Annotated in this window: 18 protein-coding genes, 29 tRNA genes, 1 pseudogene and 1 other annotated feature; of the genes and pseudogenes, 42 read left to right on the top strand and 6 right to left on the bottom strand. The window is 44.5% G+C overall.

Translation table 11 applies throughout. The features are described 5' to 3' along the window. Positions 1-101: 101 nt before the first annotated feature. The 4 genes from JGK22_RS21635 to JGK22_RS21620 all read right to left on the bottom strand — a co-directional run bounded on the left by JGK22_RS21635 (position 102) and on the right by JGK22_RS21620 (position 3,379). Positions 102-893: a biotin--[acetyl-CoA-carboxylase] ligase gene (locus tag JGK22_RS21635; protein ID WP_293313634.1), complete on the bottom strand. Its 792-nt coding sequence runs from the start codon at positions 891-893 to the stop codon at positions 102-104. Between the two features lie 342 nt (positions 894-1,235). Further along, entirely contained in the window at positions 1,236-2,165 is a 930-nt protein-coding gene (locus JGK22_RS21630; RefSeq protein ID WP_293313631.1) for a polysaccharide deacetylase family protein, read from the bottom strand. Positions 2,166-2,247: 82 nt separating this feature from the next. Beyond that, entirely contained in the window at positions 2,248-2,478 is a 231-nt protein-coding gene (locus JGK22_RS21625) for a hypothetical protein (protein WP_293183788.1), read from the bottom strand. Positions 2,479-2,677: 199 nt separating this feature from the next. Further along, positions 2,678-3,379, bottom strand: coding sequence for a glutathione S-transferase family protein (locus JGK22_RS21620; protein WP_293313628.1), 702 nt, complete (start codon positions 3,377-3,379; stop codon positions 2,678-2,680). A 318-nt stretch (positions 3,380-3,697) separates the two neighbouring features. Here JGK22_RS21620 and JGK22_RS21615 point away from each other — a divergent pair. The 31 genes from JGK22_RS21615 to JGK22_RS21465 all read left to right on the top strand — a co-directional run bounded on the left by JGK22_RS21615 (position 3,698) and on the right by JGK22_RS21465 (position 10,660). Continuing rightward, positions 3,698-3,770, top strand: a tRNA-Asp gene (locus tag JGK22_RS21615). Positions 3,771-3,996: 226 nt separating this feature from the next. Further along, positions 3,997-4,071 (top strand) — tRNA-Glu (locus tag JGK22_RS21610). Next, positions 4,072-4,145: transfer RNA gene (locus JGK22_RS21605), tRNA-Cys, on the top strand. A gap of 132 nt (positions 4,146-4,277) precedes the next feature. Then, positions 4,278-4,487, top strand: coding sequence for a hypothetical protein (locus JGK22_RS21600; protein WP_293183792.1), 210 nt, complete (start codon positions 4,278-4,280; stop codon positions 4,485-4,487). Between the two features lie 212 nt (positions 4,488-4,699). Then, positions 4,700-4,774 (top strand) — tRNA-Trp (locus JGK22_RS21595). A 21-nt stretch (positions 4,775-4,795) separates the two neighbouring features. Further along, positions 4,796-4,870 (top strand) — tRNA-Glu (locus JGK22_RS21590). Between the two features lie 5 nt (positions 4,871-4,875). Then, a tRNA-Lys gene (locus JGK22_RS21585) sits at positions 4,876-4,950 on the top strand. 13 nt (positions 4,951-4,963) lie between these two features. After that, positions 4,964-5,045 (top strand) — tRNA-Tyr (locus tag JGK22_RS21580). 113 nt (positions 5,046-5,158) lie between these two features. Then, positions 5,159-5,233, top strand: a tRNA-Arg gene (locus JGK22_RS21575). An 8-nt stretch (positions 5,234-5,241) separates the two neighbouring features. Further along, positions 5,242-5,328 (top strand) — tRNA-Ser (locus tag JGK22_RS21570). A 4-nt stretch (positions 5,329-5,332) separates the two neighbouring features. Further along, positions 5,333-5,405 (top strand) — tRNA-Phe (locus JGK22_RS21565). A gap of 6 nt (positions 5,406-5,411) precedes the next feature. Continuing rightward, positions 5,412-5,486, top strand: a tRNA-Asn gene (locus tag JGK22_RS21560). A 10-nt stretch (positions 5,487-5,496) separates the two neighbouring features. Continuing rightward, positions 5,497-5,570, top strand: a tRNA-Gln gene (locus JGK22_RS21555). An 8-nt stretch (positions 5,571-5,578) separates the two neighbouring features. After that, positions 5,579-5,652, top strand: a tRNA-Gln gene (locus JGK22_RS21550). A 29-nt stretch (positions 5,653-5,681) separates the two neighbouring features. After that, positions 5,682-5,758: transfer RNA gene (locus tag JGK22_RS21545), tRNA-Leu, on the top strand. Positions 5,759-5,780: 22 nt separating this feature from the next. Next, a tRNA-Leu gene (locus JGK22_RS21540) sits at positions 5,781-5,861 on the top strand. A 4-nt stretch (positions 5,862-5,865) separates the two neighbouring features. Next, positions 5,866-5,939 (top strand) — tRNA-Pro (locus JGK22_RS21535). A 4-nt stretch (positions 5,940-5,943) separates the two neighbouring features. Next, positions 5,944-6,017, top strand: a tRNA-Leu gene (locus JGK22_RS21530). Between the two features lie 28 nt (positions 6,018-6,045). Continuing rightward, positions 6,046-6,119, top strand: a tRNA-Leu gene (locus tag JGK22_RS21525). Between the two features lie 89 nt (positions 6,120-6,208). After that, a tRNA-Leu gene (locus JGK22_RS21520) sits at positions 6,209-6,282 on the top strand. A gap of 95 nt (positions 6,283-6,377) precedes the next feature. After that, a tRNA-Thr gene (locus JGK22_RS21515) sits at positions 6,378-6,449 on the top strand. A gap of 93 nt (positions 6,450-6,542) precedes the next feature. After that, positions 6,543-7,385 carry a TIGR02452 family protein gene (locus tag JGK22_RS21510; protein WP_293183794.1) on the top strand — a complete coding sequence of 281 codons (843 nt, stop codon included), beginning with the start codon at positions 6,543-6,545 and terminating at the stop codon, positions 7,383-7,385. Between the two features lie 57 nt (positions 7,386-7,442). After that, positions 7,443-7,513, top strand: a tRNA-Gly gene (locus JGK22_RS21505). Positions 7,514-7,617: 104 nt separating this feature from the next. Continuing rightward, positions 7,618-7,689: transfer RNA gene (locus tag JGK22_RS21500), tRNA-Gly, on the top strand. Between the two features lie 62 nt (positions 7,690-7,751). After that, a tRNA-Arg gene (locus JGK22_RS21495) sits at positions 7,752-7,824 on the top strand. A 310-nt stretch (positions 7,825-8,134) separates the two neighbouring features. Further along, positions 8,135-8,190: a sequence feature (23S ribosomal RNA rRNA prediction is too short), on the top strand. A gap of 132 nt (positions 8,191-8,322) precedes the next feature. Further along, positions 8,323-9,609 carry an RNA ligase family protein gene (locus JGK22_RS21490; protein ID WP_293313625.1) on the top strand — a complete coding sequence of 429 codons (1,287 nt, stop codon included), beginning with the start codon at positions 8,323-8,325 and terminating at the stop codon, positions 9,607-9,609. Positions 9,610-9,859: 250 nt separating this feature from the next. Then, a tRNA-Arg gene (locus JGK22_RS21485) sits at positions 9,860-9,933 on the top strand. 6 nt (positions 9,934-9,939) lie between these two features. Continuing rightward, positions 9,940-10,016: transfer RNA gene (locus JGK22_RS21480), tRNA-Ala, on the top strand. Between the two features lie 5 nt (positions 10,017-10,021). After that, positions 10,022-10,098, top strand: a tRNA-Ala gene (locus JGK22_RS21475). Positions 10,099-10,102: 4 nt separating this feature from the next. Beyond that, positions 10,103-10,175: transfer RNA gene (locus tag JGK22_RS21470), tRNA-Ala, on the top strand. A gap of 399 nt (positions 10,176-10,574) precedes the next feature. Beyond that, positions 10,575-10,660 (top strand) — tRNA-Ser (locus JGK22_RS21465). A 549-nt stretch (positions 10,661-11,209) separates the two neighbouring features. Here the strand turns inward: JGK22_RS21465 and JGK22_RS21460 are convergent. Beyond that, positions 11,210-11,440, bottom strand: a complete 231-nt coding sequence (locus tag JGK22_RS21460) for a hypothetical protein (RefSeq protein ID WP_293313622.1) — start codon at positions 11,438-11,440, stop codon at positions 11,210-11,212. Positions 11,441-11,852: 412 nt separating this feature from the next. On the opposite strand from JGK22_RS21460, the gene JGK22_RS21455 reads away from it, so the two are divergent. The 6 genes and pseudogenes from JGK22_RS21455 to JGK22_RS21430 all read left to right on the top strand — a co-directional run bounded on the left by JGK22_RS21455 (position 11,853) and on the right by JGK22_RS21430 (position 15,660). Then, positions 11,853-12,428, top strand: a complete 576-nt coding sequence (locus tag JGK22_RS21455) for a dihydrofolate reductase family protein (protein ID WP_293183801.1) — start codon at positions 11,853-11,855, stop codon at positions 12,426-12,428. An 83-nt stretch (positions 12,429-12,511) separates the two neighbouring features. Beyond that, positions 12,512-13,081 (top strand): 3'-5' exonuclease, encoded by a 570-nt coding sequence (locus JGK22_RS21450; protein WP_293313619.1) that lies wholly within the window; start codon positions 12,512-12,514, stop codon positions 13,079-13,081. 309 nt (positions 13,082-13,390) lie between these two features. After that, the gene (locus tag JGK22_RS21445; protein ID WP_293183806.1) at positions 13,391-13,663 is read left to right on the top strand and encodes a BrnT family toxin; all 273 of its coding nucleotides are present in this window, start codon (positions 13,391-13,393) and stop codon (positions 13,661-13,663) included. After that, complete coding sequence (locus JGK22_RS21440) at positions 13,650-13,889, top strand: hypothetical protein (RefSeq protein WP_293197513.1); 240 nt, start codon at positions 13,650-13,652, stop codon at positions 13,887-13,889. Before JGK22_RS21445 ends, JGK22_RS21440 begins: the two co-directional genes overlap by 14 nt. Next, a pseudogene (locus tag JGK22_RS21435) lies at positions 13,890-13,991 on the top strand (hypothetical protein); the annotation flags it as partial. It abuts the gene before it with no gap. 199 nt (positions 13,992-14,190) lie between these two features. Further along, positions 14,191-15,660 (top strand): ankyrin repeat domain-containing protein, encoded by a 1,470-nt coding sequence (locus tag JGK22_RS21430; protein WP_366026310.1) that lies wholly within the window; start codon positions 14,191-14,193, stop codon positions 15,658-15,660. 191 nt (positions 15,661-15,851) lie between these two features. Here the strand turns inward: JGK22_RS21430 and JGK22_RS21425 are convergent, their stop codons facing one another. Continuing rightward, positions 15,852-16,196, bottom strand: coding sequence for a XisI protein (locus tag JGK22_RS21425; RefSeq protein WP_293183814.1), 345 nt, complete (start codon positions 16,194-16,196; stop codon positions 15,852-15,854). Between the two features lie 179 nt (positions 16,197-16,375). On the opposite strand from JGK22_RS21425, the gene JGK22_RS21420 reads away from it, so the two are divergent. The 5 genes from JGK22_RS21420 to JGK22_RS21400 all read left to right on the top strand — a co-directional run bounded on the left by JGK22_RS21420 (position 16,376) and on the right by JGK22_RS21400 (position 19,904). Continuing rightward, a tRNA-Lys gene (locus tag JGK22_RS21420) sits at positions 16,376-16,449 on the top strand. Between the two features lie 108 nt (positions 16,450-16,557). After that, positions 16,558-17,091, top strand: coding sequence for a phycobiliprotein lyase (locus JGK22_RS21415; RefSeq protein WP_293183817.1), 534 nt, complete (start codon positions 16,558-16,560; stop codon positions 17,089-17,091). A gap of 253 nt (positions 17,092-17,344) precedes the next feature. Continuing rightward, entirely contained in the window at positions 17,345-17,947 is a 603-nt protein-coding gene (locus tag JGK22_RS21410; RefSeq protein WP_293183820.1) for a chromophore lyase CpcT/CpeT, read from the top strand. A gap of 201 nt (positions 17,948-18,148) precedes the next feature. Beyond that, a complete protein-coding gene (locus JGK22_RS21405) occupies positions 18,149-19,024 on the top strand; it encodes a phycobilisome linker polypeptide (RefSeq protein WP_293183822.1) in 876 nt (291 codons plus the stop codon). A 112-nt stretch (positions 19,025-19,136) separates the two neighbouring features. Then, positions 19,137-19,904 carry a phycobilisome rod-core linker polypeptide gene (locus tag JGK22_RS21400; RefSeq protein ID WP_293183825.1) on the top strand — a complete coding sequence of 256 codons (768 nt, stop codon included), beginning with the start codon at positions 19,137-19,139 and terminating at the stop codon, positions 19,902-19,904. Positions 19,905-20,278 lie beyond the last annotated feature (374 nt).

Genomic DNA, 20,278 nt, shown 5'->3' with positions numbered 1-20,278 from the left:
TCGGGCATCGGGCATCGGGCATCGGGCATCGGGCATCGGGCATCGGGAATTGCTAACAAATAACAAATAACAAATAACAAATAACAAATGACTTCTTCGTCTTAACTTAATCGTATTCGGCCGGAGGTAAAGGCTTGTATTCGATCGCCTGCCAAGCATACTAACAACCGGCCGCATCCGTCAATCCCGGCGGCTTCTCCGCAGATAGTTTCCGACGCAAGTTCGATCGCCACATTACAGCCAATCAGCCCGTCGCGACGGCGCAATTCCGGTAACAGTCGCGCTAAACCGGACTTTTCGGGTGCCCTGTCGGTGGTGGAGAACATATCGGCTAGTTCGAGTAAATAGTGCCGGAGTCGATCGAGCAAACAGAGTTCATCGGGCACATTACCCGCAATAGAATGCAAGCTTACCGCATTGCCGATCGCCCTGGCATCCAATCCGGCCGCCGCGAAATCTACGCAGCGGTTGAGTCCAATTCCGACAACCACGCGAGTGCCGAATGTGTTCCCAGAAGTGGCTTCACAGAGAATTCCGGCTAATTTTTGGCGATCGATCCAAACATCATTTGGCCATTTCAGGCGCAGCATATCGCGACATTCGGGCACCAAATCCTCGATCGCGAAAATCACAGCCAAACCGACTGCTAAACTGAGTCCGGGTAACAGATTGGGATTGAGGTTGTCGAGTACAAAACTCGCAGTCAAAACACCGGTTGGGGAGTGCCAAGTGCGCCCTTGTTGTCCGCGCCCGTTGGTTTGCTGCTTAGTAAATACTACATCTCCGTGGTGCAGTTGGTCTGCGCGGGCGATCGCCCAACTGTTGGTACTGGGACAAGTATCCAAAGAGTGCAGCCAGTGACGAACTAACTCATTATCAACAGTATTTATCAACCTTACCTCAGTAGGAATATCCCCTATCCTCTCAACTTCATTATTTTCTAATTTCTTGAGATTTTTTCATATCATTTTTCACAAAAATTATATCGCACGGTGCATATTAATAATTCATCTCTCTATTCTCTTCCTCTGTGTTCTCTGTGTTCTCTGCGGTTAAATCATATTGTATAAATCTAAAATCTATCGCAAATTTATGCTATTAAAGGACGCAATCCTAGGGAGTAAGAAACCCAGATTCTTCGTATATATAGTTGAAAAACCAATATTTATCCCAGAAAACGGGTTTCTTTAGCCTTAGTTTTATCCTCGAAAAAAGACAAGCAATCGCCGCACAATTTACGCTGCCGATTGCCCTTGCATTTCCAGCAACTCAGGAATCGTCACAAACCGATATCCCTGCTGCTTCAAGCCAGCAATCATCTCCGGTAAAGCCTTAATAGTACGAGATCGATCGCCCCCGCCGTCGTGCATCAACACAATCGCCCCCGGCTTGGCATTCTTCAACACATTCTCAACAAAAGCTTCTGGTTGAGCGCGGGGATCGGTATCAGCAGAAGTTACCGACCACATCACCACAGAATAATTTTGCTCCTTAGCATACTTAGCCAAACCATTAGTCAAAACTCCTCCCGGCGGACGGAAATAAGTAGTCTTAACTCCCGTCGTTTCGTAAATAAGTTTTGCCGTGCGATCGATTTCACTAGCCGCCGTCGCCGCATCCATCGGATCGTACCAGTGATGCCACGTATGATTGCCGATCGCGTGACCTTCCGCCACAACTCGGCGCGCAATGTCAGGAGAAGTTTCGAGAGATTTACCTATCCAAAAAAATGTTGCTTTAATGTCATTTTGCTTAAAAATATCCAGCATTTGTTCAGTTGTTTCTGGCCACGGCCCGTCATCAACTGTTAAAGCAATAACTTTCTGAGAATATTTGATTGTCCCTTCAAAAACAGTTGTTCCCTGAAACTGCTCAGGTGGCACAAAAGTCAAGTTTTTTTCTTTGGATTCCAATACGGTGAGAAGTTCCTCAATTGTGCGATCGAGATTAAAGCCTGTTCGATCTTCTCCAACCTCCTTTGCTAGCCGATTTACCGTTAAGGATTGCTTGAGGTTCTGCACGGCGGCGGTTGCAGGTTTGTCGCTTCCTTGTTGGTTTCCTGGCAGCAGCGTACCGACGATAAAGCTTATTGTAGCCGCTGCTAGGGCGATCGCCACAAAACGCCATTTTTTTCGCAGTCTTTGAAACAGATGATTTCCGGTCACTTGGGATTCCTTTCACTCCACACTGCCGATAATGATAATGGGAATTTCAAGGAAAAGAAACCTTATTTTTGATAAATATGTCTCAGCGGGGATTGACAGCGGGATCGGAAGGGCGATCGAATCCGGGCGATCGAATCCGGGCGATCGAATCCGGGCGATCGAATCCGGGCGATCGGAAGCGGGCGATCGAATCCGGGCGATCGGAAGCGGGCGATCGAATCCGGGCGATTGAAATCGCGCCTAGACAGACGAAACCCGCCTGCGCGGGTTGAAGAAATTGCCAGCGATTGCGATTAAGGGCGATTTCAATCACCCGATATATTTAGGGGCTTAGAAGTTTCTTGAGTCCACGGAGGTGGACATTGTTTGTATAGCCGCGATTTCTAATCGCCCGGTATATTTATCGCCCTGTATATCTTTAAAGCCTTGCCGCCAGTAAATAGGGGGCGATGGGAAGCGGGCGATTGAAATCGCGCCTAGACAGACGAAACCTGCGGAGGCGGGTTGAAGATTTAAAGCCTTGCCGCCAGTAAATCCCGAATAATTGGGATTTTCGCCGCAATTTGCGCTTGAGGTACCTCCGTTTGCAGCCAACTCTCGCGCCCTGCAAGTCTCGCAACCCACTGCTGCAACTTCGGATACTCATCAAAAGATATGTCAAACATCCCCACAGAAGGAACCGCAGTCCCCGCCACGACTTCCGCCAAAGAAAACTGTTCGCCAGCAAAAAAAGTGCGCCGATCGTCCAACAAGCCCTCAAAAAACCTCAGCAGGGTTAATATCTGTTGCTTGGACTGTGCCAACTTTTCCTCAGTGTCTCCCGGCACACCGAGCATTTGCCTGGTTAAGGGAAACATTGCCGGCAACAGTTCATTTAAAGTCAGCATGGACACCATCCGCACAATTCCCAAGGCTTTCGCCTCTGTCGGTAGCAGTGGGGGCGTGGGATATTTGGCATCTATATAATCGAGAATTGCCAGCGACTCCACCAAAGTCAAATCTCCATCCACCAACGCCGGTATGCGGTGAAACGGGTTAATTGCCAGAAAATCCGGTGCAAATTGGTCGCCGTCGAGGTTAAGTGCGATCGGCTCAAACGCAACTTGTTTCTCCAGAAGTGCCACCCACACGCGACGAGAATTCAGAGAAATCGGATTGTAGTACAGTTTCAGCATCGGATTTTTCTCGAACGACACCACCAGTTTAGCAGCCAAATGTCTTGATTTTAGGTAGTTTGGCAGAGTGGGAGTGTTCGGAAAGGGCGATCGACACCCATGTCAAAAAAAAGATTTCAAAAAAAGTTGTATTACCCCCTTGACAGTTCTGTAGTACATAATGTAGCATAAATATATAGCAACCGGGAAAGAGCTTCAAAGCTTTAACTCACAAGCAATACGAACCTTGAAAACTGAATAGGAAATTAACAATGTCACATACTTTTGGACATTTGGCGGTGTAGACTCCGGCAACCATAACCCCTAGGTTGTAGTACGCGGAATCAACCGCCACCCCGTCCAAACACAAACCTTTGTGGGGCTGTAGCTCAATTGGGAGAGCGTCGCTCTGTCACAGCGAAGGTAGCGGGATCGAAACCCGTCAGCCCCGTCAAGCAATTTTGGATTTTGGATTTTGGATTTTGGATTTGAGCTGTAGGGTGCGTCGCCATCAAAAATCCTAAATAATATCGACAATCTCATAGCGACGCACCTTATTTGAGATATTGAGATTTTAGATTTGAAATTTTGATTTAAAATTTAAAATTTTAAATCGACTCAAATCTCAAGTAATAATTCTTCAATCTAAAATCTAAAATCCAAAATCCAAAATCAATAGTCCCGTAGGCAAAAGTCAAGCCGTCTGCCCCTCAAGCAGAAGATTGCGAGTGCAAACCTCGTCGGGACTCCCAGGTTAGGTGGCTGAGTGGCTCAAAGCATCGGTCTGCAAAACCGAATTTCGCGGGTTCAAATCCCGCCCTAACCTCTGTTCCCAATTGTAATTAAAAATTACATAAATTCCATGAAATTTAATTATTTAGGGTACGCACTGTAAAGTCGGTCATTCTACAAAACAGAGGAAGTAAAGCCTAATAGACATTGACGGAGGTTAGAAGTTATGAAGACCAAAACTACCGTTCTTTCAAAGTTCATGCCAAACGATGTATCAAATAATAGTGCCAACTTGGAAGATCAGTTGACTGCGTTCGTTCAAAAATCCCTTGCTGACAGCTATTCTCAAGACGTTGATGCTACTTTGCAACAACTTGATGCAGCATGGGAAGCTCAGAAATTGGTTTGGCAAATGCGAGATGATACCAAAGTTTGAGCGAACAAGTTCCAGAAGCTTACTTGTTTTGAAAAACGAGAAATTAAAAGATTAAACCAACACTCTTTTAATTGCAGTTTTTAACTTTGAAAGTAACAAAGCAACACAGTGCTCGACGCACAGGTAGTTAGAAACCGGGTTTTTTACGAAAATTCTTCACCCGAGCCCAGAGATTAGGTAAAAAGCCCGGTTTCTTTGAACTTATATCGCAAGCAGGGATGGTGTAACTGGCAACACTCTGGTCTCCAAAACCAGCATTCTGAGTTCAAATCTCAGTTCCTGTGCCAAATTTTTAATATCAAATTTTTAGTGCTGTAGGCAAATGGTTTAAGCCGCTTGGTTTTCACCCAAGTGATTTGCGGGTTCAACTCCCGTCAGCACTGTGTGTGGGTCGTTGGCAGAATGGTTTTGCAGCCGCCTTTTAAGCGGATGGATCGAGGTTCAATTCCTCGGCGACCTACCAAATTTTCAACCTTGGGTCGGTTCTCATATTGGTATGAGTAGCTGTCTGTAAAACAGTAGCTTAAAGCATTGCTGGTTCGATTCCAGCCCGACCCATGCGATTTTAGATTTTGGATTTTAGATTTTGGATTTTTAGATTCAAGATTTAAGATTTGAGATTTGAGATTGTAAATTATTTGTAATTGCATTTAATATGCAATTGCAATTATGAGAATGTGTTGTAATCGGACAACAACTCAGTTTGCGCGGCTGAAGATTTGGGGGTTCAAATCCCTCCGTTCTCGCTCATTGAGGAGAGGTGGCCGAGAGGCTTATGGCGCTTTCCTGCTAAGAAAGAGCGGCTTAACAACCGTCGAGGGTTCAAATCCCTCTCTCTCCGTTTTCCCCCGATAGCTCAGTTGGTAGAGTGCTTGTGTGAAGAACAAGAGGCCGTCAGTTCGATACTGACTTGGGGGATTGCGTTGCCTCATAGCTCAACGGTAGAGCTGCACGCTGTTAACGTGATGGTTGTAGGTTCGAGTCCTACTGAGGCAGCCATTTTTTAAATTGCCGGGTGGACAAATTGGTAAAGTCGGATGCCTCTGAAGCATCAGTTTGTAGCTTCAAAGCCTACCCCGGCATTCAATTATTGGGAAGTCGCCTAATCGGTATGGCACCGCTCTTTGAAAGCGGACAAATGTAGGTTCAAGCCCTACCTTCCCAGTTCTGCTATTACCAAAGCAGATTAATTATACTCCTGTAGCCCAATTGGAAGAGGCGGCAATTTCAAAAATTGTCAAGTGTGAGTTCAAATCTCACTAGGAGTACCAAATTTTCCTTAAGTTTATACTTGCTCTTGTGGCGGAATTGGCAGACGCGGCAGACTTAAAATCTGTTCTATTTTGATTGTGAGTTCGAGTCTCACCAGGAGCATGAACGGGATGTGGCGCAATTTGGTAGCGCGGCGGCTTTGGGAGCCGAAGGTTGCAGGTTCAAATCCTGCTATCCCGACTTTACCCCTGTGATGTAATTGGAAAACATTACTCGCTCAGAACGAGTATTTTGCAGGTTCAAATCCTGTCAGGGGTACTTGGTTAATAGCCAATTTCTACTATTTGCTCTCGTGGCGAAACGGCAGACGCGCTAGTTCGAGAAGCTAGTTTTTTACAGGTTCAAATCCTGTCGGGAGCATGAATTTTTAATATATATAAGATAAAATTACAGTGGTTAACTATCAACTATCAACTATCAACTGTCAACTGTCAACTGTCAACTATTTTGCCCTTGTAGCCCAATTGGAAGAGGTGCCTCGCTTAGAACGAGGAGGTTGCTGGTTCGAGGCCAGCCAGGGGTATTTGGTGATATCGCGGGTGAAGTAGCCTGGGTAGGCTTGGAGGTCTCATAAGCCTCTTCATAGCAGGTTCAACTCCTGTCCCCGCCACCAAAATTGCAGGTGTGATGTAATTGGCAACATGAGGCTCTTGTAAAGCTTTTATGCGAGTTCAACTCTCGCCACTTGCTTGTCCTAAAGCTCAGAAGGAGTCTATCTAATTGTGCTAACTTTTCAATAGAAGTTACAGCCCAAATTTTTTGTAGCAAATCTCAGTAAAAAGTATGAAAAGAATTGCGATCGCCCAAAACACGCTAAAAATTCTCGAAGATGGTTGCTACTTGTCCCCGGAAGGGAAGCAGGTTAAGATCGATCGCCAATTAGCCTCCTGTATTGCTGGGACGGCATACTACGAACCCGAAGCCCTGTCAGCGATTCAGGAAAACGTTCTCTCAGGTACTCCCCAATTCTCGAACACCGAATTTATGGTGAGAAATGAGACAACGCTGGTGGGTGCAGAGCGTATAGGGCGATCGCACAAATTTGCAAAAATAGGAGTCCTAAATTTCGCTTCTGCCAAAAATCCGGGTGGTGGATTCATCAGAGGCGCTCAAGCGCAAGAAGAGAGCTTAGCACGCAGTTCTGCACTGTACAAAAGCCTCTTAAAATGTCCTAAATATTACGAGTATCATCGCTCTCATAAATCGCTGCTCTACTCCGATCGACTCATCTACTCTCCCGGCTGTTCAGTATTCCGAAAAGATGATGGAACTTTGCTTGAGGAACCTTATCTTGTTGATTTTATCACGAGTTGCGCTCCGAATGCTGGTGAGATTTCCCGAAAAGAGTCAGAAAGTACGGGAAAAATTCGCGAAACTCTGTACGGACGCGGTGCAAAATTGTTGGCTTTAGCTGTTAACAAAGGTTCCGATGCGTTAATTTTAGGAGCTTGGGGATGTGGTGTCTTCAGGAACGATCCATCTATGGTAGCTCAGATGTTTGCAGACTTTTTATTGCCGAATGGTCAATTTGCTGACAGATTCAAAAGCGTACTATTTTCCGTCCTAGACTCTAGCGAAGAAGGAAGGATATTTGCAGAATTTGACAGTAGATTTTCCTCAAATTAATCGAGATTTTTCATAACGATGAGCAGTCTATAAAAGCAGTTTTACATTTTCGATCGCGCGGATATGGTGTAACGGTAGCATTCGAGTCTTCCAAACTCTAGGCACGAGTTCGAGCCTCGTTATCCGCTTGGCTGATTAAACAGTTGACAGTTGACAGTTGACAGTTGACAGTGAAGTTTTACAATTGTTGACAAGTGACTGTTACACGTAAACTAAAATATCAAATTTGTTTGCGGGTGTGATGTAAAGGTTAGCATTTGAGTATGCCATTCTCAGCGCATGGGTTCGAGTCCCATCATCCGCTTTTGGAGTCCTGTTTGCTACAAGCAAGAGCGGGGTAATATCCTGTCATGACTACCAATTTATGGGAGTGTAGCTCAATGGATAGAGCGCCGCGCTTCGGACGCGGATGTTGTGGGTTCGACTCCTACCACTCTCGTTGTTATTGCTTGATTTTAAGGAGGTTGATTCCATTGAATGATTAATTTTTTATATTGCAAAACTTACCTATTCGATCGAAGAAACCGGGTTTTTTATCTCATCTTTTGGTGAAGGCGGAAGATTTTCGGAAAAAACCCGGTTTATGACCATTGATGCGTAAGTCTTATGTTAAGAGCGATTCCCTACGGGATAGCTGCGCCGCGCGTACTTTGCGTGTCCCAATCTTTGGAGCCTACATACTTTAGTACGAGAGGAAAGGTAACGCTGTCAAAAACGGCGCGCGTTTGCGAACGGGGAGTGCAGTGAACCCGATAGGTAGGCTTAGAAGTAGCCATCCTTTAAAGAGTGTGTAATAACTCATCGGCGGAGTCCCTCTAGTAACTCAGAAAACGCAATGCTCTGATAACTCGCACGCAAATAGTGCGATCGGCGCAGCTATCCTTAGGGAATTGCACTATTTCACCTTTTAATAAAGTTATAACCAAAGGAGTTTCCCATGCCTGTAATTGCTATGGAAGTAAAAACCGCGCAAAATCATCCTAATGCTGATGCGCTATATCTCTATAATTTTGAAGCTCCAGGGCATGATTCAGTGCAAATTGTTGCCAACTCAGAAAACATTTATGATGTTGGCGATATCGTTGCGATAGCCTTAACTGATTCTGTGCTGAAAGACGGTACTATAATCAAACCGGCAAAGCTGCGAGGTGTTTATTCTTTTGGTATGGCTTTGGGCAAAGTTGATGAAGTAATTGGTATCGATTTGTCGGCAATTTACTGTCAACAAACAGCGGATCGATCGACCGTAATGCAAACATGGCCGAGCATCGAACTGCTGTACAATCTTCGCCGCAGTTTAGAATTGGTTGGGGAAGCTCCGAAGATAACTTATCGAGCTAAAATTAAACTCGACGGTACTAATGGTGGCATTCAAATCTTTACTGATGGTAAAGTTGCTGTCCAAAGTCGATCGCAAATAATCTCCCCAGAAAACGACAATCTCGGCTTTGCGAATTGGGTAAATCAAAATATCGATTACTTCTCTCGATTGGCGAGTACCGAACACGCAACTATTTTTGGGGAATGGTGCGGTAAAGGCATTCAGAAACGGACGGCTGTATCTGAGATCGATCGCAAAATCTTTGCAGTTTTTGCAGTGCAATTCGGCGGCATAGATGGAAAAGTTGCCAAACTGGAAATTTGCCGGGACAAAATCGCTGAGTTTTTGCCAAAACATCCCGATATTTTTGTCTTACCTTTTTATGGAGAACCGATTGTTTTGGATTTTGGCGATCGCACTCAACTAGAATCGGCTGTTAACACTCTCAATCAAGCGGTTGATACTGTAGAAAAACTAGATCCTTGGGTGAAAGAAACTTTCGGCCTCGAAGGGATTGGCGAAGGCTTGGTAATGTTTCCCGAAAGCGGCGAACTTGCGGAAAGGTTGTCTTATGCGGAACTGCTGTTCAAAGCCAAAGGCGAAAAACACCAAGCTATAAAAACAAAACAACCAGTTCAAATCGACCCAGAAGTTGCTCAAAGCATTGATGACTTTGTGAATCTGTTTGTAACCCCTGCTCGATTAGAACAAGGGGTGACAGAAGTTTGTTCGGGTCAGTTTGAGATGGACAAAATCGGAGCATTTTTAAAATGGTTTAACGCTGATGTACAGAAAGAAAGTGTTGCAGAACTAGAAGCTGCTGGCTTGACCTGGAAAGAGGTTAATAAAGCAGTGATGAATGCAGCCAAAAAATGGTATCAAGAAAAGTCGAAAGCTTTGTAGGTGTTGGATTTGCAATAAGTCCTGTAGGGGCGGGTTCGCCAACAATAACTGCCTACAAATAACAATCTTATAAACCCGCCCCCGCCCAACGACAAATCCCAATTAATTGAATGAACATGATGTTAATTAAAGATTGCCCATAAATCAAAGAAACCGGGTTTTTCATACAATCTGCGAACTATAGTGAAGTATTTTCGCAAAAAACCCGGTTTCTGGTCACCCGCGCGCCAGCCTTATTAACAAACAATACGGGAGTGTAACTCAACTGGATAGAGTGTCGAGCTTCTACCTCGAATGTTGTGGGTTCGAGTCCTACCACTCCTGCTGAATGGGTTCGTAGCTTAATTGGAAAAGCATCTAGCTGGCTGCTAGAAAGATATCGGTTCAAATCCGATCGCAATCCACCAACTTTGGGTCTGTAGCTTAATCGGAAAAGCGCTTAGTTCGCAACTAGGAAAATGTCGGTTCGAGTCCGACCAGTATCCACCAAAACGGGGTCATAGCTCAATTGGTAGAGCGCTTGCTTTGCACGCAAGAGGTTAGGAGTTCGATTCTCCTTGATTCCATGCGGTGTCTGAAGTCGAAGCGGTCGAGACGCTAGCCTGTGAATCCCTCAGTGCGAGCGTCCCGCTCGCGAGCAACACCATAACGTCCCGTCGGATACCCTTGGAAGATGCCGCTAAACGGTTGGCAACTGGCCTCGAAAACCAGGGTACAGGCAACTGTAAAGGTTCGATTCCTTCATCTTCCTTTTAATATCAAATCCGGTTTATTGTACCGATAATCCTAGGGATAAAGCAGTGCTGTCTCCTTACAAATACGGCGCGAGGCGACAGGGATTTGATCTCACCACCGGAATCCGAAAAGCGAGGAACTGTGCTGATAACGCAGAGGTAGAAGGGGCAGTACCTTCCCGGTGGATTTCCTATGTTTGAGCCATAGGAATCATGGATGTTTTGCATCATGGAAGATGCCGCTAAATGGTCAGCAACTTGTCTTGAAAACAAGGGTACAGGTAACACCTGTAAGGGTTCGATTCCTTCATCTTCCTTAATGAAATATTCGGGGACTTGGCAAATATATTTGTTATTATAAGTAGGTGGACTTATATATTACCTGTCCGAAAAGATAACGAAGTAATCCGAAAACCCTGCGATTGCTTCGTTCCTCGCAATGACATTCTTGCATTTATTTATGTCCACCTACTTAGTAATAAAAACTTTGGGGAGGTCGCCTAAATGGAATGGCACTGTAAAAACTAGGAAAAGCGGCTCTCAAAAGGACGATCGCGTTTGTTGAGTAGGGTAAAAAGTTGCTTCGCGACGTTCCCTGAAAACACAAACTGGCAGCGGGTTGCAGATGCACTGAAAGGAATTAACAGTCCGAGATGGGGGCAGTTCCCGTCTGCTTGCGGGCAGTAAGGAAGCGCGTTTCCTGAAAGTTGCTGTCGATCGATGCGGGTTCGAGTCCCGTCCTCTCCATTCTTGGTTCACAACCGAGGAGTTTCAACCCGTGCCCTAACAGTTAAAGCATACATACCCGGCTGTTAACCGACTAAAACCAATGCTTTACGAACTTGCACGGGTTGAATCTCAGAACCTCAGTTGACGTTGAGGTTGACATCGCGATCGCAACTGCCGATCGGGCGCAGCCTAGTCATCAACTGTTTCAGCAAGAAGCCATTGCTGTTCCATGCCGTATAAGGACTGGCCCCTTGTCCTTTGAGGCACAAGGTTTGTCGGGCTTTGTTGTGGCAGATTGTTGCCAACAGGCTAACGACAGCCACTAAGCCGAGTTCATCGACAAGGGCTTCGAGTTCATTTTGGGTCACAAGTACACCTCCAGGGTTGACTATTTCCCTAAAGGATAGCATAATGGGGTAAGACTGGGTACTAAATGGGGTTAGTCAGTGGTATCTTTATCATCAATGAGCTTATATTCCTTGATAGTTGCCAGGAGCATCAGTTTAGACATGGATATTCCTGACTCGTCAGACAGCTTCTTCAGCTTTTGATGGATTCGGTTAGGCATTGTGACTTTTATGGTTTTGGAAGCTTCATCTTGTTCGGCCATTTTCAGCAGTCATATTTAGTTGACATCAGCTTATCTTCTTTCGGAGTATCGATCGCCCTTTCCTTCTATTGTCTCTAGAGATGCGGGCGATCGCGCCGTTGAAAAGCACTACTGCTACCATGGTTTCAGCCTTGGTGATTCCCAAAACTTCTTAACAAACAATCTTAAACATGAGAAAACTCATATATTACGTGGCTTCCACCGTTGACGGGTTTATTGCTCGCGAAGATGGCTCCTTTGATTGCTTTCCGATGGCCGGAGAGCATTTTGCCGATTTGTTCGATCGCTTTCCCGAAACCATTCCGGCTCACCTTCACGAAGCGCTGGGAATTAATTTTTCAGGAAACAAGCAATTTGATGCTGTTTTGATGGGGCGCAAAACCTATGAAGTCGGGCTAAATGTCGGTTTGACTAATCCTTATCCCAGCTTGAAGCAGTATGTCTTTTCGCGCAGTATGACAGCCAGCCCCGATGGGAATGTTGCACTGGTTTCGGAAAATGCTGTTGAATTGGTTCAGGAATTGAAGCAAGAAACGGGTAAAGACATCTGGCTGTGCGGTGGTGGTGAGTTAGCAGCAACGGTGGTTTCAGAGATTGACGAGATGATTGTCAAGTTGAATCCGGTAGTCATTGGGGCGGGAATTCCTGTGTTTGCAAGGGCGATCGCGCCGACGAATCTGGAATTGGTCGATCGAAAAATCTACAGTAACGGTTTCATGCTGCTGCACTATCGATTGCAAAAATGAGGTGTTTTGGCGATCGTATAAAATTATCTGCGTTAATCCGCGTTCATCTGCGGTTAAAAATAAAAAATATTTAGGTAAAATTTATGAAGAGTTTAAAACACTTCGACTATTATCTAGTGCTCGATTTGGAAGCAACCTGCTGCGACAAAGGATCGATCGCCCGAAATCAGATGGAAATTATCGAGATCGGCGCAGTGATGGTAGATTCCACAACCCTAACAATCGTTGATGAATTTCAAACCTTCGTCAAACCCTTGCGCCATCCCATTCTCACCGAATTCTGCACGGCGCTAACATCGATCGCCCAAACGGAAGTCGATCGGGCTCCAACTTACCCAGAAGCAAGCGCGATGCTGAAAAACTGGCTGTCTGGCTACCCAAACGGTGTATTTGGTTCCTGGGGAGACTACGATCGCAAACAATTTAAAAAGGATAGCAACTTTCATCAACTTCCTTTTCCCATTGCTTATCCTCACATCAATCTCAAAAAAGTCTTTTCAGAAACCCAAGGCTTGCCAAAAAGGTACGGCATGGAAACAGCCTTAGAACTTGCGGGTTTACCCCTAGAAGGAACTCATCACCGAGGGATTGACGATGCGAGAAACATCGCTAAATTGTTGCCCTATATTCTAGGTCAAAAAAACCTTACTTGATTCTAGGTTCGTAGTGAGGACTTTAGTCCTTATTCTAGGTTCGTAGTGAGGACTTTAGTCCTTATTCTAGGTTCGTAGTATCGTACCGTCGGTGCGGGCGTCGTTTCCAAGATTCAGCGATAGCATTTTGCTGAATTGATAAGTAACAGAAAAGCCAATTGCCCGAATGGTAATTGGCTTTTCTGTTTGCTTGTTTGTAAAGGTGCTGTTGTAAGATAGTTAGTGGGGCGATCGCCAGTCAATAGAAATAACGTTCGTGCCTGCACAACACAGTTGAATTCAAAAAACGCATGATGCTACAATACGTACATGAATTTTGAGTGGGATGAAAACAAAGCAGCGAGAAATCTGTCAAAGCACGGAGTCTCATTTGAAGAGGCAAAAACTGTTTTTGACGATCCGCTATATGTCGATTTCTACGATCCAGACCATTCTGATGAGGAAGATCGATATATTATTGTAGGAGAATCGCGCCGAGGCCGTTTATTAATAGTGTCTTATACGGAAAGGGGCAAGACAATTCGTTTAATTAGCGCCAGAGAAGTAACTAGAAAAGAGCGAGAAGTTTATGAAGAAGGCTGAAACAGATATGGAAGACGAACTGCGATCGGAATACGATCTGAAGAGCTTGCGAGTGAGAAAAGTAGGTCATGCACGCAAGAGTTTTAGCGGGCTGACAGTTCATCTGGAACCTGATGTTGCAGAAATGTTTCCTGACTCTGAAGCAGTGAATGAAGCTCTAAGATTTTTGATGAGAGTTATGAAAGAAAATAAGTATTCTGTCGGTAATATTAAAGGCGATGGTTAGCAGTTAGTGAAGGATCTCGCGATCGAACAAAATATGCGTTTTGCCATCCGCGAAGGCGATCGTACCGTCGGTGCGGGCGTCGTCTCCAAGATTCAGCGATAGCATTTTGCTGAATTGATAAGTAGCAGAAAACTTACGCATCAAAACCCAAGAAACCGGGTTTTTTGCCCTTGCTGTGGGCGACAACGAAAGATTTTCGTAAAAAACCCGGTTTCTGACCACCCGTGCGTCCAGGACTATAGCAGAAAAGCCAAACCTATTTGGGTAATTGGCTTTTCTGTTTGCTTGTTTATTATGTAAAATGATTAGTGGAGCGGTGGAACCAAAATTTTATAATAAAACATTTGAAACACAAATGAGCCAGGAATTATGTCAAGCTGTTTGTCATCTTGATTTTGACAGAGTTATCGCTCTCCTATATCGGGGAGATGATATAAATTTTAGAGATGAAAGTTGCTCAGATAGTACCCCTTTACACCAAGCAATTATGGTAGAATCCTTCAGGATGGCTGAAACATTAATTGCTAGAGGCGCAGATGTTAATGCAGCAGACAGAGCTAACAATACACCTCTACATTCATCTATCTCCTATAAAAATCTAGAGTTAGCAAAATTGCTGATTGACTCTGGTGCCGATGTAAATTTCCGGTGCGGTACTGGCTCTGTAGACACTCCTTTACAGGCAGCAGCTTGGAACAACCAACCCAAGATTGTTGAAGCACTTGTTGCTGCTGGAGCAGATATCAATATAGTCGATCGTTATGGGCAAACCCCTATTCTGGTTGCAGCTTGGAAAGGACATCAAGAAATTCTCGAAATACTATTTTCTCAAGGTGCTGTTGTCAACATATACATTTCTGCTGCACTCGGCAATATTCAGGAGGTTGAGTCTTACCTTGAACAAGGGGGCGATCCAAATGCTCGAACCGGACGAACACCTCCTTACGGCAATACTTTGTTGTACTTCGCAGTAGCAAATAACCAAATTGAGGTAGCTGACCTACTAATTAAGTATGGTGCAGATGTGAATGGAGAATGCGCTCAAGGTTTTTATCCTTTGATCGCTGCTTCCTGGTTGGGTTTTGTGGAAATGGTGCAACTATTAATCGATCGCGGAGCCGATGTTAGCGTCATCATAGATTTCGGGAATGGAGCTTTAGAATTAGCAGCAGAGAACGGACACAAAGAGGTTGTGCAAATTTTGCTCGAACGCAGACTGTCATTAGAGGGAACCGCTTACGGCTATGAAAATCATATCGAGCGAGCGATGGATGAAGCGGCTGCGGGAGGACACAAAGATGTGGTCAGGTTTTTACTGTTGCAAGGAGTAACAATTAGCAAAACAGCTATTCACGCTGCTGGGGAGCGGGGACACAAACCAGTTGTAGAAATTCTAATCGCTTTTGGAGCTGATGTTAATGCTAAAGATTATAGCGAAAATACAGCCTTACACAAAGCAGCTCTCAAAGGACATTTGGAAATTGTGCAACTTCTATTGATTTCAGGAGCCTATGTCAATGCTAGAGATAATAACAGATGTACAGCATTACACAACGCAGTTTCACTCGGTCACTTAAATATTGTGCGATCGCTCTTAGCTTCTGGAGCAGAGGTGAATCCACGGAATCAACGGGGTTGTACCCCAATTCAATTGGCTAAGTGCAGAAATCAACAAGATATAGTTGAGGTTTTGATGGCTCAATCGCTCAAAATAGGATTAGATATGCGATCGGTTTGCAGTGCGTGCCAATACAGACGATCGCGATCGTAAATTTTATGCGGATGCTACGTGCTATCGACTAAATTTAAATAGCAAATTCGTTATTTCATAAGCTACTATAGAAGCAATAACTCACAGGTTACGAGTATGACTTCGACACCGAACACTCAAACAAAGATTATCCGAACAGAACGCGGACTGACTATCGCAGGTACGCGCATCACCTTAATAAGGTCGATCGCTCACGATCGCGAAATCGCCCCCGATCGCACTTTTTGCAGTTCCGGCAATTTGAAAGCCAAAACAATATCTGCTTGAGGAATTCCCGCCGCCATCAACTCGTAAGCAACTCCATCTTCCGTACCATCGTGTTCGATCCACAGCTTGTTGTCGATAATTTCAATGTGGATCAAATTTCCGTAGATGCGATGACCGTTTTGCCAGCCTGTTTCGACTAACAAATAGCGATCGCGCTTTTCATCTAATACTAATTTGACCTCAGCTAGGTCGTCATTACCGAGAAAATCGATATATTCTTGGAGAATTCTTTCAACGATGTCGCGATATTGAATGTTTAATGAATCCATTGCACGATTGCCTCCTCTGCTGGCTCGAAGGTAACTAAACGAATGATACCATCAGTAGCTTGCGGGTTCTTGGCTCTTGTCGATCGCCCTTACAGAAAACTCGCCAGCCGGCGATCGCCACAAATATTTACAAAAATAGTTGATATTTCAGATTAGTTGTGTTATAGTAGCCTAGATGCGGGAGTATAGCTCAGTTGGTTAGAGCAGGTGACTCTTAATCTCAAGGTCGAAGGTTCAAGTCCTTCTACTCCCATCCTCAAACAACATAGTACAATGCCATTACCCGCAAGCTGTAGTGTTCTCGTCAATCTTAAAAAATTGAAAAGAATATTTGAGTCAATGAGCTTGTAAAATAATTTTCATGAACATCCAGCAATTTGTTGACAATTCCCTCGGACAGTGGCGATCGCAGCGCAGCGCCCATCACTTGACTTTCCGACACTTTGAAGCGATCGAGTCAGTCATTGATATCGTTGCACTCTCACCCGATGATGCTGCCGTAATCGACCTCTGCAAATCCTACAACATCGACCCAGCCCAAGCAGTCAACCCCTTTCACATGGCATGGGAAGGCCAGTCAGATTGGGATGAAAACGCTGAAATGAAAGGCAGTTGTATCCTCGTACCAATCCCAGATCCCACAGTCCCCAATCGCGGTAAACTACTGCGAGACCAAGGATATGCCGAAACCATTCCCGCCGCCGCCGACTATCACATCACAGACGATGGCACCTTTGTCCTCCTGACAAGCTACGATAACGCCGCCGCCGAAGAAAAAATTTGGTTTGCCAATCCCAACCTGCGCTTTCGTGTTTCCCTGATCAAAACCAGTAAAGGAAGTGGAGTTGTCACCGCATCATTTTCTTCAGAAATTCGATCGCTCTCCGGCAAATAATACCAATTATCGAAAATCATGCAACAATATTTGTAAGTTGCGCCGCCACAAACAATCCCTAATTTTAATCGAGAATATCGCAGCGACGCACCTTACCTAAAGAGTAGATGAAACAAGCAGAACAATTGTTTTGTAACCAGAGTTTTGATAAATGGTAGAGCGGTTCTCAACCAAGTGATGTACTCACCGCCAATTACCAATTACTAATCCGTACCTCACTTGATAATTGCTATATAACAAAGTAAAAAAACTTATGAATTCAGTTAAAACAAATAATGATTTAATCACTCTGGCTCAGTGGATGGCCGGGGATTTCAGCAACTACAAACAATCCTTTGAAAAACCACAACAATTTGCCCACATTCATATATTTTTCCGCCCCTTACCATTTGATTTTTTTAACGCCATTGGCTTTTACTCCGAGCAGGTTTATGACCACGATCTGTGGACTCCCTACCGTCAAGGAGTCCACAAATTAATAGACCAAGGAGAACAAATTTATATTGAAAATTATAGTCTCAACGATCCAGTACAATACGCCGGAGCAGCACGGGAATTAAGCATTCTCAAAACAATTAAACCAGATTGCATTCAACGGCGCTACAATTGCTCTATGGTTTTCAAACGAGAAGGAGAAATGTTTCGTGGTAGTGTAGAACCAGGAAACCAGTGTCTCATCGAAAAAAAAGGTTGTTCAACCTACCTCATCAGCGACGTGGAAATTACCGAAACAACCTGGAGCAGTCTCGATCGCGGTATGGATGTAAATACTCACGAACAGATTTGGGGCTCAGAGAATGGCTCCTTATGGTTTGAAAAGCGTCAAAGTTTTGCCGGAGAGCTACCGCCTCTCTAATTTTCCCGCCGACGAATTTCCAGGCGAGCGCAGCACATACTACAGCCACACCTATTACCCTAAAAGACTCCTGTACCCCAAAAAACTCCTGTAGTACGTGAAACAGCAACCTACCCTGGAATGTTACATTATGTAAAGTTTTCTAATATAACATCCAATTATGGTAAATTTTCACATAACACAATAGTGGAGATTTTTTAAATGGTTTTTGGACCTGCATCTCGACTTGGAGTCAGTTTATTTGAAGAAACACCCTGTTTAGAACTGATTCCAGGACGTTCACAAGAAGAAGTAGAAACCATTATTCGTGCCGTCTACCGGCAAGTTTTGGGTAATGCTTACGTCATGGAAAGCGAACGGGCAACAATTCCTGAATCGCAATTCAAAAGTGGTGCATTGAGTGTACGCGAATTTGTCCGCGCTCTGGCAAAATCCGACGCTTACCGTTCTCGCTTTTTCGATACTTGTCCTCGCTATCGGTTTCTTGAACTGAATTTCAAACATCTTCTCGGTCGAGCTCCGGATGGCCTAGAAGAAATGAGAACCCATAGCACTATCTTAGATACTCAAGGCTACGAGGCAGATATTGATTCTTACCTCGACAGCGATGAATACCAAAACGCCTACGGCGAAAATATCGTTCCCTACTACCGAGGCTACAAAACCCAACCAGGACAAAATATGGTTGGGTTTACTCATATGTTTGCTCTCTTGCGCGGCCCTTCCAGCAGCGATTTCAAAGGAAGTCTTTCTGGAAAATCCCCAGTTTTGAACAAATACGTGATTCAAGAAACCCCTGTAGCAGTCATTCCTCCTTCCGGCGGTTCAGTTGGAGATGGTTGGTCATTTCCCGATAGACAGCGCGGTGCTAAAAGTGTTTACAACGTTGCTTCTGGTGACGAAGGTAAGGTTTTCCGTATCGAAGTAACTGGCTATCGCACTTCTGCAAAGAATCGGGTTCAAAAAATTCGGCAGAGCAACCAAGTTTATGTAGTGCCGTTTTCCAGACTTTCCCAAGAATATCAACGCATCCACAAACAAGGCGGCGTAATTGCCAGCATCACTGCTGTCAACTAGAAACCGTTTAAACTTCTAGCTTCACGACTTGGGGAATTACCTCCCTGAGCGTGTTTTTCTTCAATCCTTAATTCCCTGTTTTGAAACGTTATTTAGTCTTAGGAGAAACTCAATGAGTGTGGTTTTAGATGCACCAGTAGAACTTTGGTCTACTAGCAGTTCCGATGATACACAGGCCGTAATTCGGGCAGTTTACAAGCAAGTGCTCGGCAATCCCCACGTGATGGAAAGCGAACGCCTGACTGTGGCAGAATCCCAGTTGTGCGATGGTGGGACGACAGTACGGGAATTTGTCCGCGCTGTGGCAAAATCCGACTTCTATCGCAGTCGGTATTTTGAATCATGCGCTCCCTACCGCTTTGTCGAGCTAAACTTTAAACATTTGTTAGGTCGCGCTCCCTTAGACCAAGCAGAACTTTCTGAGCATATTCGCACCTGTATCGAAAAAGGCTACGATGCAGAAATTGACTCGTACCTTGACAGTCAAGAATATGAGGACAAATTTGGCGAGAATACAGTCCCTTATTATCAAGGCGCAAAAAGTCAACTCGGACAAAAGCAAGTTGGCTACAATCGCACTCTTTCCCTGTATCAAGGTTATGCAGGAGTTGACAGTGCTTTTACCGCTTCTCGCTTAGTTGACTTCGTAGCTGGTAATAGTGGTAACAAAATTACTTTACCAAGCACAGGCGGTCGCATTAGTGCTTCCAAAGATGCCACCGAAAAAATGTTCAAGATTGTTGTCAAAGGAGCTAAATTTGATAGCCCTCGCCGAGTGAGCAACACTGAATATCTTGTCTCTGGTGGGAAGATGACTCCGCAAATTCAGCGCATTCATCGCGCTGGCGGAAAAATTGTCAGCATCACCGAAGTTGCTTAAGCCATAGACTGATGACGCGAGCCTGAGTCGGGGATAACTAGAAACTTTCTTGGGTTCCCCTTTATGAGCTGAGCTAGATTCTTCTATCGTTTTTTTTGATTGAGGTTTCGTATCTTAATACTTTCTCTAGAGCGAGTTTCTTATTCGCTCTTTTTCTGTTTAAAAAAGCCAAAAACTTGATTTATAGAAGAAGGCCTTAATTATCTAGGGGAGAAGGAAAAAATATTTGGTCGAAGCACGTCCAGGACTGTTTCTCAAATCTAAATTCTAAAATGGTATTATAAAACTTTATTAAGTTTGTAAGCAGTAGTAAGCAATAGTAGTATCATATAGTCAAAATGGTCAACTGAGAGAATTATTGCGATCGTCAAAAA

The organism is Microcoleus sp. PH2017_08_TRC_O_A, assembly GCF_020738665.1.
Classification (GTDB): domain Bacteria; phylum Cyanobacteriota; class Cyanobacteriia; order Cyanobacteriales; family Microcoleaceae; genus Microcoleus.
Note: the sequence above shows the minus strand (reverse complement) of the source record. Positions and strands in the feature narration are given on the sequence as shown.

Excerpts from the sequence above, each read along its gene's own strand:
- JGK22_RS21600 (WP_293183792.1), top strand. The coding sequence starts at position 4,278 with ATGAAGACCAAAACTACCGTTCTTTCAAAGTTCATGCCAAACGATGTA.
- JGK22_RS21415 (WP_293183817.1), top strand. The coding sequence starts at position 16,558 with ATGAACATCCAGCAATTTGTTGACAATTCCCTCGGACAGTGGCGATCG.
- JGK22_RS21450 (WP_293313619.1), top strand. The coding sequence starts at position 12,512 with ATGAAGAGTTTAAAACACTTCGACTATTATCTAGTGCTCGATTTGGAA.
- JGK22_RS21445 (WP_293183806.1), top strand. The coding sequence starts at position 13,391 with ATGAATTTTGAGTGGGATGAAAACAAAGCAGCGAGAAATCTGTCAAAG.
- JGK22_RS21430 (WP_366026310.1), top strand. The coding sequence starts at position 14,191 with ATGATTAGTGGAGCGGTGGAACCAAAATTTTATAATAAAACATTTGAA.
- JGK22_RS21490 (WP_293313625.1), top strand. The coding sequence starts at position 8,323 with ATGCCTGTAATTGCTATGGAAGTAAAAACCGCGCAAAATCATCCTAAT.
- JGK22_RS21400 (WP_293183825.1), top strand. The coding sequence starts at position 19,137 with ATGAGTGTGGTTTTAGATGCACCAGTAGAACTTTGGTCTACTAGCAGT.
- JGK22_RS21410 (WP_293183820.1), top strand. The coding sequence starts at position 17,345 with ATGAATTCAGTTAAAACAAATAATGATTTAATCACTCTGGCTCAGTGG.
- JGK22_RS21440 (WP_293197513.1), top strand. The coding sequence starts at position 13,650 with ATGAAGAAGGCTGAAACAGATATGGAAGACGAACTGCGATCGGAATAC.
- JGK22_RS21425 (WP_293183814.1), bottom strand. The coding sequence starts at position 16,196 with ATGGATTCATTAAACATTCAATATCGCGACATCGTTGAAAGAATTCTC.
- JGK22_RS21405 (WP_293183822.1), top strand. The coding sequence starts at position 18,149 with ATGGTTTTTGGACCTGCATCTCGACTTGGAGTCAGTTTATTTGAAGAA.
- JGK22_RS21510 (WP_293183794.1), top strand. The coding sequence starts at position 6,543 with ATGAAAAGAATTGCGATCGCCCAAAACACGCTAAAAATTCTCGAAGAT.
- JGK22_RS21455 (WP_293183801.1), top strand. The coding sequence starts at position 11,853 with ATGAGAAAACTCATATATTACGTGGCTTCCACCGTTGACGGGTTTATT.